Annotated in this window: 11 protein-coding genes; 1 reads left to right on the forward strand and 10 read right to left on the reverse strand. The window is 36.8% G+C overall.

The window, feature by feature from the left end:
- Positions 1 to 19: 19 nt before the first annotated feature.
- The 10 genes from FHG64_RS04055 to rfbB all read right to left on the reverse strand — a co-directional run bounded on the left by FHG64_RS04055 (position 20) and on the right by rfbB (position 12,601).
- On the reverse strand, positions 20 to 1,306 hold the full coding sequence (locus FHG64_RS04055; protein WP_139065219.1) for a nucleotide sugar dehydrogenase: 1,287 nt from the start codon (positions 1,304 to 1,306) through the stop codon (positions 20 to 22).
- Between the two features lie 131 nt (positions 1,307 to 1,437).
- Positions 1,438 to 2,436, reverse strand: a complete 999-nt coding sequence (locus FHG64_RS04060) for an SDR family oxidoreductase (protein ID WP_139065220.1) — start codon at positions 2,434 to 2,436, stop codon at positions 1,438 to 1,440.
- A 208-nt stretch (positions 2,437 to 2,644) separates the two neighbouring features.
- Complete coding sequence (locus FHG64_RS04065; protein WP_139065221.1) at positions 2,645 to 3,565, reverse strand: IS1595 family transposase; 921 nt, start codon at positions 3,563 to 3,565, stop codon at positions 2,645 to 2,647.
- A gap of 190 nt (positions 3,566 to 3,755) precedes the next feature.
- The gene (locus FHG64_RS04070) at positions 3,756 to 4,667 is read right to left on the reverse strand and encodes a hypothetical protein (RefSeq protein WP_139065222.1); all 912 of its coding nucleotides are present in this window, start codon (positions 4,665 to 4,667) and stop codon (positions 3,756 to 3,758) included.
- Positions 4,668 to 4,669: 2 nt separating this feature from the next.
- A complete protein-coding gene (locus FHG64_RS04075; protein ID WP_139065223.1) occupies positions 4,670 to 6,106 on the reverse strand; it encodes an MBOAT family O-acyltransferase in 1,437 nt (478 codons plus the stop codon).
- A 78-nt stretch (positions 6,107 to 6,184) separates the two neighbouring features.
- The gene (gene rfbA, locus FHG64_RS04080; protein ID WP_139065224.1) at positions 6,185 to 7,057 is read right to left on the reverse strand and encodes a glucose-1-phosphate thymidylyltransferase RfbA; all 873 of its coding nucleotides are present in this window, start codon (positions 7,055 to 7,057) and stop codon (positions 6,185 to 6,187) included.
- Positions 7,058 to 7,105: 48 nt separating this feature from the next.
- Entirely contained in the window at positions 7,106 to 8,533 is a 1,428-nt protein-coding gene (locus FHG64_RS04085) for an LTA synthase family protein (protein WP_139065225.1), read from the reverse strand.
- A gap of 237 nt (positions 8,534 to 8,770) precedes the next feature.
- Positions 8,771 to 9,847: a DegT/DnrJ/EryC1/StrS family aminotransferase gene (locus FHG64_RS04090; RefSeq protein WP_139065226.1), complete on the reverse strand. Its 1,077-nt coding sequence runs from the start codon at positions 9,845 to 9,847 to the stop codon at positions 8,771 to 8,773.
- Complete coding sequence (locus tag FHG64_RS04095; protein WP_139065227.1) at positions 9,844 to 11,280, reverse strand: lipopolysaccharide biosynthesis protein; 1,437 nt, start codon at positions 11,278 to 11,280, stop codon at positions 9,844 to 9,846. The genes FHG64_RS04090 and FHG64_RS04095 overlap by 4 nt, the downstream gene beginning before the upstream one ends.
- A 268-nt stretch (positions 11,281 to 11,548) precedes the next feature.
- Positions 11,549 to 12,601 (reverse strand): dTDP-glucose 4,6-dehydratase, encoded by a 1,053-nt coding sequence (rfbB, locus tag FHG64_RS04100; RefSeq protein WP_139065228.1) that lies wholly within the window; start codon positions 12,599 to 12,601, stop codon positions 11,549 to 11,551.
- Between the two features lie 207 nt (positions 12,602 to 12,808).
- Here rfbB and FHG64_RS04105 point away from each other — a divergent pair, with 207 nt between their 5' ends.
- Positions 12,809 to 13,810, forward strand: coding sequence for a glycosyltransferase family 10 domain-containing protein (locus FHG64_RS04105; RefSeq protein WP_139065229.1), 1,002 nt, complete (start codon positions 12,809 to 12,811; stop codon positions 13,808 to 13,810).
- Positions 13,811 to 13,812 lie beyond the last annotated feature (2 nt).

Consider the following 13,812-nt stretch of genomic DNA (forward strand, 5'->3'; position numbering starts at 1 on the left):
TTTAATCTCAACTAAATAATTATAGTTTTTTATCGCATCTATCTCCTAAAACGCCCTTGACATCATACACTACCGTATTGCCATTTTTAAGTAAATTGAAATCCATTTCAAGGAATTCTTTATGGGCTACAGCTAGTACCACGGCATCAAATTGATCTGAAGGGAGTGATTTAGTAGTAGTTAAGCCATATTCATGGCGTACCTCCACTGGATTAGCAAGAGGATCATATATCGTAACTTTTGTCCCGTATTCTTCAAGGTTCTTGATCACATCTACTACTTTGGTATTTCGTACATCCGGGCAGTTTTCCTTGAAAGTGATTCCCATTACCAAAATATTAGCCCCTTTTACCTTCTGGTCATTCTTCAACATTAGCTTAACAACTTCGGAAGCTACATATTGCCCCATAGAGTCATTCATTCTTCTCCCGGCGAGGATGATTTCAGGATGATATCCCAGTTCCTGAGCTTTTTGCGCTAAATAATAAGGATCAACTCCAATACAATGGCCTCCTACAAGTCCAGGTTTGAAGGGAAGGAAATTCCATTTTGTGCCTGCGGCTTCCAAAACATCCTGGGTATCTATTCCCATCATGTTGAAAATCTTTGCAAGTTCGTTTACAAAAGCAATGTTTATGTCACGCTGAGAATTCTCTATCACTTTTGCTGCTTCAGCTACTTTAATTGTAGGTGCCAAATGGGTACCTGCGGTTATAACTTCCGCATATAAAGCATCTACCTTTTTTCCAATCTCAGGTGTTGAACCGGCAGTAACCTTAAGAATCTTTTCTACTGTATGCTCTTTATCACCCGGGTTGATCCGTTCAGGGGAATAACCTACAAAAAAGTCTTCGTTGAATTTAAGTCCGCTTACCCTTTCCAGTACGGGCACACATTCATCTTCAGTAACTCCGGGATATACAGTAGATTCGTATATCACTATATCATCTTTCTTTAAAACTTTCCCAACACTTTCGCTGGATTTATAAAGCGGAGTAAGATCTGGACGATTGTTTTTGTCAACTGGTGTAGGTACAGTAATAATATAGTAATTACAATCTTTTATATCTTCCAATTCTGCAGAACAAAAAAGGCCATTCTCATTTTGCAGGGTTTCCTTTTCAACTAAAGCTGACTTTAGAATATCATCTTCTACCTCCAATGTAGAATCATGTCCCGTCATTAATTCTTTAACCCGGGATTGATTAATATCAAATCCAACGACAGGATATTTCGTAGCAAAGAGTCTTGCTAATGGGAGGCCTACGTAACCTAAGCCTATGACTGCTATTTTAATGTTTTTCATTTTTTTAGTTTATTTCTAATATGGTGACGTTGTGACCAAGTAACGCTGTGATGTTGCAATCCCCTTCCATCTATAATTAAAGGTATTGGAAATGCAATGATTACATTTCACTACATCACTTCTTCACTTCGTCACTTCAAATTTTCCCAATACCAATCAACCGCCTTTTTTAATCCATCTTCTATCTTATATTGAGGATCATACCTTAACAACTCCTTTGCCTTATCAACTGATGCAAGAGAATGAGGAATATCGCCCGGCCTGTTAGGACCATGTTTTATCTCCACATTAGCTATTTCAGGATCATATTTCGACAAATTTTTCTTTAACAGAGTGGTAAGCTCCAATAAGTTGGTCCTGTCCCCAACTGCGGTATTATAAACCTGATTTACAGCTTCCTTATTTTCAGTTGTAAGCGCCAGAAGATTCATCTGGATCACATTATCTATATAAGTAAAATCCCGGGAATAAGTTCCATCCCCATTTATGACTGGAGATTCATGATTCATAAGCTGGATCACAAATTTGGGTATTACTGCTGCATAAGCGCCATTGGGATCCTGCTTGCGTCCAAAAACATTAAAATATCGCAGACCGATTGTATCCAGATCATAGGCATCCTTGAAAATATCTGCGTACAACTCATTTACATATTTTGTAATAGCATAAGGAGATAATGGTTTTCCAATAACATCTTCTACTTTTGGCAATCCTTTGGAATCTCCATAAGTGGAAGAACTGGCGGCATATACAAACCTTTTAACCCCCGCATCGCGTGCAGCCACAAGCATATTTAAAAATCCTGATACATTCACTTCGTTGGTGGTTACAGGATCTTTCAATGATCGCGGAACCGATCCCAGCGCTGCCTCGTGAAGAATATAATCTACACCCTCACTTGCCCTTCGGCAAACATCTATATCCCTTATATCCCCCTCTATTAAGGAGAAATTAGGATCTTCAATAATTGCATTGAGATTATGTTTGTGCCCGGTGGAAAAATTGTCCAGACAAACTACAATCGCTCCGAGATCAAGGAGCTTTTCACAAAGATTAGAGCCAATAAACCCGGCTCCTCCGGTAACTAATATTTTTGAAGAACTTAATTTAAAAAATTGTTCTTGAACCATTCAGAAATAATTTACAAATACAGTCGGCAAAGATAGTACTTCTTAAAGAAGTGACTTCTTTAAGAGTCTTAAAGAAAATGTAAAAAAAGAATATAGTAAATTATCTGGTTTGGCTTTCCATTGAATTTCCTAATTTCTTATTATAAAATTTAATTATTCCTTATGAATTCCGCTTTTTTTAATTTCCATATAAGATTCTATAAAACGATTACTCGGTTGTTTGCCAGTAAGGATAAACACTTGCTACCACCAGTCTCTCAAAAATTGATTTGAAGTGCCTTCTGTTAAGCTTATAGACGAATTCATCCAGATAGCTTTGCATATATTCCCCATTAATTCTATGATGGATGCCTAAGAAGTTCCTTTTTGCATTGCTAATGGCTATATGTACCCATTTCAGGATTTCAACCGTGGTTTTCTTGTTTGATTTTGTGGTTATGTGCGCCTCCACATAATCCTCAAATTTAAAATAGCTCGTACTTTTATCGGACAGCACAACAGTATTTGGATCCAATGAACCTTTTATTAAAGATTCCACTTCCGAAGCCTTGTGGCTTTCCAGGACTTTCATTTTAAAGAACTTGCAATGGCTTGATAATTTACCTGATTCAATATTTTCAAGAGGTGTGGACTCTGCCATCACGGCAACATTAATTTGACGTTGGCTGCCCCGACCCCGTTTTAGCTTCTCCCTGGTTTGTTCAGGCACCTGTTTTTCAAAATATCCCTCATCAAACTCAACCATGTCGGTAAGCTGATATAAATCATCTCGCTTGCCCATCACACCACGTAATCGGTGCATTATCGACCAGATGGTCATATACCTTTTGTGGCCTAACTGGCGCTGTAGCTCACTTGCGGACATTCCTTCTTTGGTACTGGTCATAAAAAGCATCACAAGGAACCAAGTGCGAAATGGAAGACGGGAATTCTCCATAACTGTTCCACTTCTTAAGGTTGTTCTGAAACAACATCTTGAGCACTGGAATTGCCATTTGGCCTTTAACCAGTAATGGTTCTTACAACCACACTTTTTGCAGATCACCCCTTCTTTCATCCTAACATACCTGAAATACTCTTTGCAACTTTGTTCATCAGAAAACTTATCCATAAATTCTAAAATTCTCATAGCTTTACTTTTATATCATAAAGCTAAGTACCTTTAACGCCAAAACGTGTCGCACTGGTAAACAAACGATTATTCAATTCTATAATTCATTTACAAATAATTCAAAACATTCATAAAAAGAAAATACAATATTTCGTAAATATCCTTATATCCTAGTTTATAGATTTTCAAATCTCCAGTAATAAATATATTAATGTTTAGATTTTAATATAAACTCTGCAATAAGTATTGAAACCTCACCTCCTGATTCTTTATAAAGGTGGTTACCATCAGTATATTGGAACTCCTCATTCATTTTAGTCATATTATAAAAGGGAATTCTATGTTTTCTGGATAAATTTTTGATCTGGTTATCAAAATCGGAAAGCAGGATATTTTCAATTTCGAACATTTCAGGGCTAACAGGTAATCGCACCAGATATACATCACCGTGTTTTTTAAGGTATGAAATTGTTTTACTCAAATAATTATATCGATATTCGGAAACATAATAATGTGGGAGGTAATCATTTTTATAGCTCCTCATTTTTTCAAATGACCTTGTAGCCACATTTGTTGAATCCATGTCGACATTTACTTCAAGCCATCCATTTTTATGTAAAATCATTTCATTAGAATCTGCTCGTAATATATTGAGAAAAGGCGCATCATAACTTTTAATTAAATATTCAAAATTAGGATGATAATTTTTGAAGGTTACATTACCTAAACTAAAATCATCTTCTCTTAAATTTAAGGAATCATTTTGTGTATTTGTTCTGCTGGCAATACTCCAAGGATCAACAGTAATAACAAATATTCCATTCCTAGTTTCTGTATCTAATTTATCCTTAATACCTTTTAAATAAGTTGGACCATAAGGACTGTGCGCTAAGGTAAATGAATAATTGTAAATATCATTTCTATTCAATTTTTTGTTCATATCGTCAGGTAATATTCCCTGTGCTGCCCTTGATGTTCCCAGAATTAAAGAACTTTGTTTATGTGTGGTAAAACGCAAATAAAAAGGATCTGTCTTTCCATCAGCCTGCCAAAACACAATTATAATTGTTATTACTGCACAAACTAAAAACATCGCGGAATTAGTAATAAATTTTTTCATTTTTAAAATTGAAAATATATGAACTCGGCTGATTTTTCTGCAAATAGAAATATTACTACAAAAACTGTGTAGTATAATCCAGCTTTCAGGGGTTTTGGCCATTGAATTCCTATAAGCTGTAATCCATATTCTCCTTTTCTACCAAACCATTCAATTAAAAAGAAAAACGGAATGAGGATGAAAATACGTTTAGACATTATTTGCGGTAAGGAAAAAACTGAAGAATCAATCATGCCTCCCAAATATCTAAGTGCGTGTCCCACATTTTCTGCCCTAAAAAAAACCCATGCGATAACGGTTAAACTAAAAGTTAGACCTATTTGCCGTATTTCTTTAAAAGAAGGAAGATAAGAATTTGCTGCAACAACATCGATATTTTGCCTATTCCGATTGGATAATAATAATGGTAAAAAATAAATAGCATTAAGAGCACCCCAAATAATAAAGGTCCAGTTTGCCCCATGCCAAAAACCACTTACAATAAATATGATAAAAGTGTTTCTAACCTTCATACTTAAACCTCCCCTACTACCACCTAAAGGTATATATAAATAGTCTCGAAACCAGGTTGATAACGAAATATGCCAGCGTCTCCAAAACTCTGCTATATCTCTTGAGAAATACGGAAAAGCAAAGTTTTGCATTAATTTAAAACCAAACAATCGTGCAGTACCTATAGCAATATCAGAATAACCGGAAAAATCACCGTATATTTGGAAAGTGAAAAACAATGCCCCAAGTACCAGGGTACTTCCAGACATCGTATCTGAATTTTCAAAAATATAATTAGCATAAATGGCACAGTTGTCGGCAATTACAACCTTTTTAAACAATCCCCATAATATCTGGCGCACACCATCTACCCCTTGACTATATTCAAATTTTCTATTCTTGTAAAATTGAGGTAATAAATTAGTCGCTCTTTCAATTGGACCGGCCACTAACTGAGGAAAAAAACTTACAAATGCTGCAAAAGAAATAAAATCTTTAGCTGGTTCCATTCGATTCTTATAAACATCTATTGTATAGCTTAATGTTTGAAAAGTGTAAAAACTAATTCCAACAGGAAGAATAATATTTAAAGAATTGGCGTTCAATTCATACCCTGCAATACTAAAAGCCGATTTAAAATTATCCAGAAAGAAATTATAGTATTTAAAAAAGGCCAAAAAGCCTAGATTAACCAAAATACTGAGCCATAATAAAAATTTTCTTGTTGAATGCTTTTCAGTTTTACCCAACTGTACTCCAACAAAGTAATCAACTAATGTACTAAACAGAATAAGGGAAAGAAATCGCCAATCCCACCAGCCATAAAACAAATAGCTAGCCCCAGCTACCAGAAGGTTCTGCCACTTTAAACTTTTATTAAAAACAAACCAATAGAGAAAAAATACTATAGGTAAAAAAACTGCGAAATCCAGGGAATTAAAAAGCATGGAAGATTAATCGGAAAAGTTAAATATTATTCTATTTCACAAATATAGGTTAAAATGAAATTTTTTTAAAAAGAGAAGCTATTTTGCTAAGCGAATTATGTAATCACCATATTCATTCTTGCTGTAAAAATCGGCTAACTTCCGCAACTCCTCCTTTGCTATATAGCCTTTTCGATAGGCGATCTCCTCCAGGCAGGCAATCTTAAGCCCCTGCCTTTTTTCAATTGTCTGTATAAAATTGGATGCTTCCAGCATCGAGTCGTGTGTACCGGTATCCAGCCAGGCATACCCCCTGCCCAGTAGCTCCACATTAAGAATTCCGCGCTGTAAATATTCCTGGTTTACAGAGGTAATTTCCAATTCCCCCCTTTCACTGGGTTTTATTTGTTTTGCAATTTGTACTACAGAATTAGGATAAAAATACAAGCCGGTGACCGCAAAATTACTTTTAGGTGTAACCGGTTTTTCTTCAATGCTTAAGACCTTTCCGTTATCATCAAAATCCACAACTCCATAACGGGTAGGTTCCTTCACATAATAACCAAAAATGGTAGCCTTACTTTCTTCTAAGGTTTTACTAACCGCCTTTTGCAATAATTGACCAAATCCCTGACCATAAAAAATATTATCACCCAGGATCAAACATACATCTTCATCTCCTATAAAATCTTCGCCTATAATGAAAGCCTGTGCCAGGCCTTCAGGGGATGGTTGCTCTTTATAGAAAAACCGCATTCCCAGCTGCTTTCCATCTCCCAGCAATTTTTCAAAATTAGGAAGATCTTCCGGGGTGGAAATTATTAGAACCTCTCTTATTCCCGCCAACATGAGTACAGATAAGGGATAATAGATCATTGGTTTATCGTACACAGCCAAAAGTTGTTTGGAAATGCCCTGTGTTATTGGATAAAGCCTGGTGCCGGAGCCACCGGCAAGAATAATTCCTTTCATGGTTTTTTGGATTACGCGGATTTTAGCGGATTACGCAGAATTCTTGAATTAATTTTCACTCTTTGCTATTCTAAAATAATACCTTATGGATTCGTCCTCTACTTTTTCAAATCCATTTTTTATCATCGCCAGTTCAAATAAACTCAAAGGAGACGGTGAATTTTCAGGATAGGAATTTACAACAAAAACAGCGACCGACTCCTTTCCCTGCAGGACTTTTTCAATTTCATCGAAAAATACAAGATCATCAACCGGCTGGAAAAATGAACTGAGATCAAGATATGTTTTGGGATACAGATAATGAAAGATATGGGCTTTATCTCCATAGAAGAAAACTTCTATTCCCTGAGCGGTTAAATTTTGCACTGCAGCATCTGTTTCTTTAAGAAAATTTGCCCGTTCACTATTCGTATGTATTGGAGAAAGTTTCTCCAATTTTACTTCTTCCTCCAGGTCCATTAGATTTTTATCTTCATATACTCCAAAGACTTTGGTCACAACTGAAAAAGGGATTAAAACTGCAGCTAAAATAAGCCAGTACTTTTTTTCCTTTACTGCGGAAATACTTAAAACAAAAGGAAATAGCAGAAGTAAGGAGTACGCCTTCAACAAACCGGTGTTGGAGCCCAATGGATTGATAAACAAGAAGAACAGAAATAAAATCAAAATCAATTTACGGGCAGATATTCTTTCGCCCCTTCCTTCCCACACCTGAATTAATACAAAAGAAATTGCAAGTGCAACCAGGAACAAAGCATAGTTCACGGAGAATTTCGAATAGCCTACAAAAAACAGTAAGCAAACAACCAGGAAGAGAAATAGACCTGCATCTTTTAATAAAACGACGCGGTGAGAGGGTAATTTCCTGTAGACAAAAAATCCGAACACTATTAGAAACACGAATCCGATTAATTTGAGACCATCTCTAAAATAGTTCGAGAACAAAAGAAGGAGGTCATGAGAATTTGAATTTGAGGTTGCCTGTATAAACTGTTCCCAGGTTTTATAATAAATGGAATAGCCGGCGGTCATTACCAGCATAGACAAACCGAGAAAAAGCCCGGGGAAAACAAGCACTTTTACATTCAATTTCCCCAGTTTTAATCTCTCAATTACTAATAGAAACAAGAAAACAAGCGGAATCCCCAGGATGTTTGGTAACCTTATGAGGACTGCAGCTGCACAAATAAAAGAAAGAACGGGTATCAAATACATTCTGCCGGTTCTTAAATACAAGGCTGTAAGGGAAAAAAGCAATGTATTTATAAAGATACTTAGAGTATCATAACCCAGAATATTGGCATTAAAGGGCGTATAGAGAATTAAAGCAAGTGCGAAATAAAAAAAGATCATCCACCTCTCCTGCTTCACTTTTAAAAAGGCAAACGGAAGTAGCATAGTGCCAAACAACAAAATCCAATTTACAACTCGTAGATATATTATCTCCGGACCGGCAAGCTCAATAATTTCTTTCAAAATCACAGAACTTAGCAAGAACGGATATAAATAAATTCCATTTGCGGGCTGAATCGCCTGATTAAGGTGATAAAAGCTATCGGTAAAATCCAGGCCAAAAAAAATTCCTGAAAAGCTATAAAGTATAGCCAGGAATAACAGTGCAGCAATGAAGGAATTACGCTGAAAAGTAGTAGGTCTAAAACTGAAAATATTCAATTTGGGTTAGATATTATAAAGTGAATGATCTAAAATCTGTTAGTTCAATATCCTATTTACTTCTTCAATTATTAAATCAGTTTCTGTTCTATCCATATTATGAGCCAATGGCAAACACATTATGGTTTCCGCAATACGTTCTGATACCGGCATTTCTTCATAGCTCACGTATTTCAGAGTATTTAAAGAAGGGTAAAAGTACCTCCTTGGAAAAATTTCCTTCTTATTTAGAGTCTGCTGCACCTTTATAAGGGTTTCTTCATTTTCAAAAATTACCGGATAATAACTATAATTCCATTCTGTTCCTTCTCTTAATCGTAATCTTTTCAGCTTTGAGAAATTCAATTGTCCCTCATACTGCTCAATGACTTTCTTCCGTTTCTTTATATTCTCCTCTACATAAGGCAAAACAGCCAGTCCCATTCCTGCCTGTAATTCATTCATTTTTGCATTAATCCCCACCCCCTGAAAATTCAGCGGACCTTCATGGCCAAAATTATGACTTTGAAATAATTTTTGATATAATTTCGCATCTCTACAGAACATAGCTCCTCCTTCACCCGTATGGAAGATTTTTGTAGCGTGAAAACTACAGGTACTTACATCTCCCCAAGTAAAAATCGACTGCCCATTATAATTCACTCCAAAACAATGCGCTGCATCATAGATCACCTTTAACCCATATTTTTGAGCGATAGTTTCAATGGCTTCCACATTACACGAATTACCAAAGACGTGAGTGGCTAAAATTGCTGTTGTTCGCTTTGTAATTGCAGCTTCTATTTTAGTTTCATCAATAGTAAGATATTCAGGATGTATATCAACAAAAACAGGAATGCAATTTTCCCATACAATGGCAGCAGTGGATGCCACATAACTAAAAGGAGTGGTAATCACTTCCCCGTTGGCTGCCAAATTTTTTAATGCAATTTGGAGTGGCAGGGTTCCGTTAGCGGTTAAAATAAGATCGTTCGATCTTAGATATTCCTGGATCCTCTCCTTCAACTCTTTCCACAACTCTCCCCCATTTGCAATTTGATTACTGCTCCAAATACGATAGAGATATTTATGATATTCTTCAATAGGAGGCAAAAAAGTCCTGGTAACGGGGATCATTTTTTAAATATTAAATTAGACAGTTCAAAAAGACTTCGGAGTTTCAAAAGATAAGCTATTCCCAAATAAACGATTATTCCACTTAACCCTCCAATAATTATCCTAAGTATATCAGGTTGATCATTTATTCCAATTCTATCCACAGCATATATTACAGCTCCTGCAGCCAGTGCCAGAAGTATTACAGGAAGAACATCTTTTAATTGATGCCATGCAGGATATTTTATAAACCTGGAGGTATAATGAGAATTGATAAAAAATGACACCAGGGAAATAAAAACCTGGCCGTATAAAAGGGCAAGAATACCGAATGGGATGGTTACTAATATTGTCAAAACAATTACCACTTTTTTCAGGACCTCAAGCTTTAAGAAAAGATCACTCCTGCCTTTGACATTAAGGATACTTAAGTTATATGCGTGAAGGGGATAGAGGATGCCGGTAACACAAAGGATCTGAAAATAAGGTACTGCAGGCAACCATTTTTCTGTAAACAGGAACCGGAATGCAGGCTCTCCAAGTACAGCTAAAAAAATTAGCAGCGGGGCTACAACAAACAGGACCATTTGTAATAGCTGCTTATAAACTCTCTTAAGTCTTACATCATCATTCTGTATCTCAGCAAACATGGGATAAGTGATCCTGTCAAGAGAATTAAAAATATTGGAAAGCGGCAGCTGTTTGGTAGTTTCTGCCCTTGTATAAAAACCTACTTGTGCTGCTGAAAAATATTTTCCTATCACGATTATAAAAATGTTATCAAAGATCCTATTGAGTAATCCGGACAGGGTTAGCTTATACCCAAAATTAAAATGCACTTTAAATTTCTCTCTGCTGAAAATAAAACCGGGTTTCCATTTAGAATAAAACCACAATTGAACCGAGCTAAGAAAAGAAGTGATAAGGCTGCTCCACACCAGACTCCACACTCCATAACCGGAATAAGCCATAATTATACCCACAGCACCACCTGTGATAGTGGCAGGCAAGGCAACCAGCGTTTGGGTTTTAAAATCCATCCTTTTCGTAAGTCTTGCCAACTGTACCGCGGCAAAGGCCGAAAAAATAAAGGAAAGGCAATATAACCTTACAATATCTGTAAGAATTGGCTGCTCATAAAAGGAGGCAATAAGAGGCGCGAGCACATAAACAAGAATATAAACTGCAGTAGCTGAAACTAAATTAAAATAAAAAACAGTAGAATAATCTGCCTCCTCCAGTTCTTCACTTCTAATTAAAGATTGGGTAAGGCCTGCGTTTAAAAGCGTATTTCCAATAGCAACAAAAATCGCGATCATTCCAATCAATCCAAATTCCTCGGGTAACAAGATCCTGGCGAGAATTAGGGAAATCGTAAAACCTATCACCTGATTTCCAAACTGCTGGGCAAAGGTCCATACAAATCCTTTTTTAGCTCTTCTTCTTAAGGACATTTATTGAAAAGTCTAATGAATAAGGAAATTTTACGGATTTTAAGAAATTCCATAGTTATTGTTCGCTTGTAAAGTTAGCTAATTATTTAATTAATAATCAAGGTCGAGGCCACCATCAAGTCTTTTTCACTCTTTTAGCACTATCGCTTTCTAAGAGTCTTCATGAACTTCTCTTAATCCGCAGAGTTTCTTTCTATGTAATCCGTGTAATCCGCTAAAATCCGTGGAATCTTGATTATCCGTGCCAATCCGCTAAAATCCGCGTGATCTATTTTTGATACTGCTCCTCATAATATTCCCGGTACGCTCCACTGGTAACATTCTTCAACCAGGTTCCATTATTTAGATACCAGTCTATGGTCTTCTCCAGCCCTTCTTCAAAAGTTACAGAGGGTTCCCAGCCTAACTCCTTATTGATCTTTGAAGCATCAATAGCATATCTTTTATCATGGCCGGGACGGTCCTGAATGAAGGTGATGAGTTTTGCTGAACTTCCTTCTTCCCGCTCCAGCTTTTGATCCATCAATTTGCAAAGGGTTTCAACCAGATCAATATTCTGCCATTCATTGAAGCCTCCAATATTATAGGTCTCTTTATTTTTTCCTTTATGAATGGCCAGATCTATCGCCGTTGCGTGATCAATAACGTAAAGCCAATCCCGGGTATATTTCCCGTCCCCGTAAACCGGCAGGGGTTTCTCTTCAATGATGTTATTTATGAATAAGGGAATGAGTTTCTCCGGAAACTGATTAGGACCATAATTATTGGAGCAATTGGAAATTATATAAGGAAGTCCGTAAGTTTCGCCATAAGCCCTCACAAAATGATCTGATCCCGCTTTGGAAGCAGAATAAGGTGAGTTTGGATCATAGGCAGTGGCCTCTGTAAACAAACCTGTTTCTCCAAGGGTTCCATATACTTCATCTGTACTTATGTGATAGAACATTTTATTGCTGTAATCTTCTTTCCAGATAGCCAGGGCAGCATTAAGAAGATTTACAGTTCCTATGATATTGGTGCGCACAAAAGCCAGCGCATCTTTAATGGACCTGTCCACATGAGATTCGGCAGCCAGGTGGATCACACTGTCAAAATGGTGTTTTTCGAACAGAGAGTTCATTCCGGCAGCATCATTGATATCGGCTTTAAGAAAGCTATAGTTTGCAGCCTCCTCAATATCCCTGAGATTCTCCAAATTCCCGGCATAGGTGAGGGAATCAAGATTAAATATCTCGTACTCCGGATATTTATTTACAAATAACCGCACCACATGGGAACCAATAAAACCAGCCCCACCTGTAATTAAAACTTTTCTACTCATTTTATAATGTTTGATCTATCGAGGAGGATATCTCTGGATAACCTGCACTTCTTAAAATATTTTTTACTTTGTCTTTATACTTCGGAACAAAAGTATCAAATTTGAATTGTACAGGCGGGTTCGCTTGGAATATTTTAAGAGACAGGCTCCTGTTCCTTTTATTTTTCTGAAGGATCTGAAAAGGCCATTAAAAAATCTCATTAATAAATGAAGACAATAAAACTTTGGTTTTCTGATTTTTACGATAGCTTTGATCCTGAAGAAAATTATTTCTCCAGCCTGCTATCCTCCATGTACAATCTGGTTCTATCTCCTGATGATCCGGATTTTTTGATCTATTCCTGCTACGGAAATGATTACCTCAACTATGATTGTGTGCGCATCTACTACACAGGCGAAAACCTGAGACCCGATTTCAACCTGTGCGATTACGCGATTGGTTTTGATCACATGGATTTTGGGGAAAGATATTTCAGATATCCGAATTTTGCCTTTCTAGAAGACCAATTTTTACAGTTGCTGAAAACTGACGGGAAGAAAACAGCAGCTTCAGCTAAAAAAGACTACTTCTGTAATTTTATTTATGCCAATTCCCAGGCCGATCCTGCCCGGGACAGATTTTTCCACTTACTCAATCAGTATAAAGCAGTTTCCTCCCCCGGAAGGCATTTAAACAACATCTCTATGGAAGTGGGGGAACGGTTTGCTGAAGACTGGATGTACACCAAACTGGATTTCCAGTCTCGTTGCAAGTTTACAATCGCTTTTGAAAACACCTCCTCCCCCGGTTATACAACAGAAAAATTACTACACGCTTATATTACCGGCACTATCCCTATTTATTGGGGTAATCCTGAAGTGACAAAAGATTTCAATCCCGACTCTTTAATCAATTGTCATGATTTCAAAAATTTTGAGGAGGTCGTGGAAAGGGTGAAAGAGGTGGACCAAAACGAGGAGCTTTACAGAAAGATCCTTCAGGAGCCGGCATATAGAGGAAACACCATTCCTCCCCAACTTCAGAAGGAAAAACTTGTAGCCTTTATGAAGAATATTTTTGATAAGAATAAAGAAGAGGCAATCCAGAGACCTGGATATGGAACTACTCTTAAATATGAAAACAGCTTAAAAGATCTTCACCGGATAAAATCCAGGTATGAGAAACTACAGCCATACCTAAAGTATCTCAAACCCTTTAAAAAATTGTAATC

The sequence above is a fragment of the Antarcticibacterium flavum genome (assembly GCF_006159205.1).
Taxonomy (GTDB): Bacteria; Bacteroidota; Bacteroidia; order Flavobacteriales; family Flavobacteriaceae; genus Gillisia; species Gillisia flava.

Bases quoted from the DNA above. Each gene is read 5' to 3' on its own strand.
- FHG64_RS04070 (WP_139065222.1), bottom strand. From the start codon at position 4,667: ATGAAAAAATTTATTACTAATTCCGCGATGTTTTTAGTTTGTGCAGTA.
- FHG64_RS04090 (WP_139065226.1), bottom strand. From the start codon at position 9,847: ATGATCCCCGTTACCAGGACTTTTTTGCCTCCTATTGAAGAATATCAT.
- rfbA (WP_139065224.1), bottom strand. From the start codon at position 7,057: ATGAAAGGAATTATTCTTGCCGGTGGCTCCGGCACCAGGCTTTATCCA.
- rfbB (WP_139065228.1), bottom strand. From the start codon at position 12,601: ATGAGTAGAAAAGTTTTAATTACAGGTGGGGCTGGTTTTATTGGTTCC.
- FHG64_RS04105 (WP_139065229.1), top strand. From the start codon at position 12,809: ATGAAGACAATAAAACTTTGGTTTTCTGATTTTTACGATAGCTTTGAT.
- FHG64_RS04095 (WP_139065227.1), bottom strand. From the start codon at position 11,280: ATGTCCTTAAGAAGAAGAGCTAAAAAAGGATTTGTATGGACCTTTGCC.
- FHG64_RS04075 (WP_139065223.1), bottom strand. From the start codon at position 6,106: ATGCTTTTTAATTCCCTGGATTTCGCAGTTTTTTTACCTATAGTATTT.
- FHG64_RS04065 (WP_139065221.1), bottom strand. From the start codon at position 3,565: ATGAGAATTTTAGAATTTATGGATAAGTTTTCTGATGAACAAAGTTGC.
- FHG64_RS04060 (WP_139065220.1), bottom strand. From the start codon at position 2,436: ATGGTTCAAGAACAATTTTTTAAATTAAGTTCTTCAAAAATATTAGTT.
- FHG64_RS04055 (WP_139065219.1), bottom strand. From the start codon at position 1,306: ATGAAAAACATTAAAATAGCAGTCATAGGCTTAGGTTACGTAGGCCTC.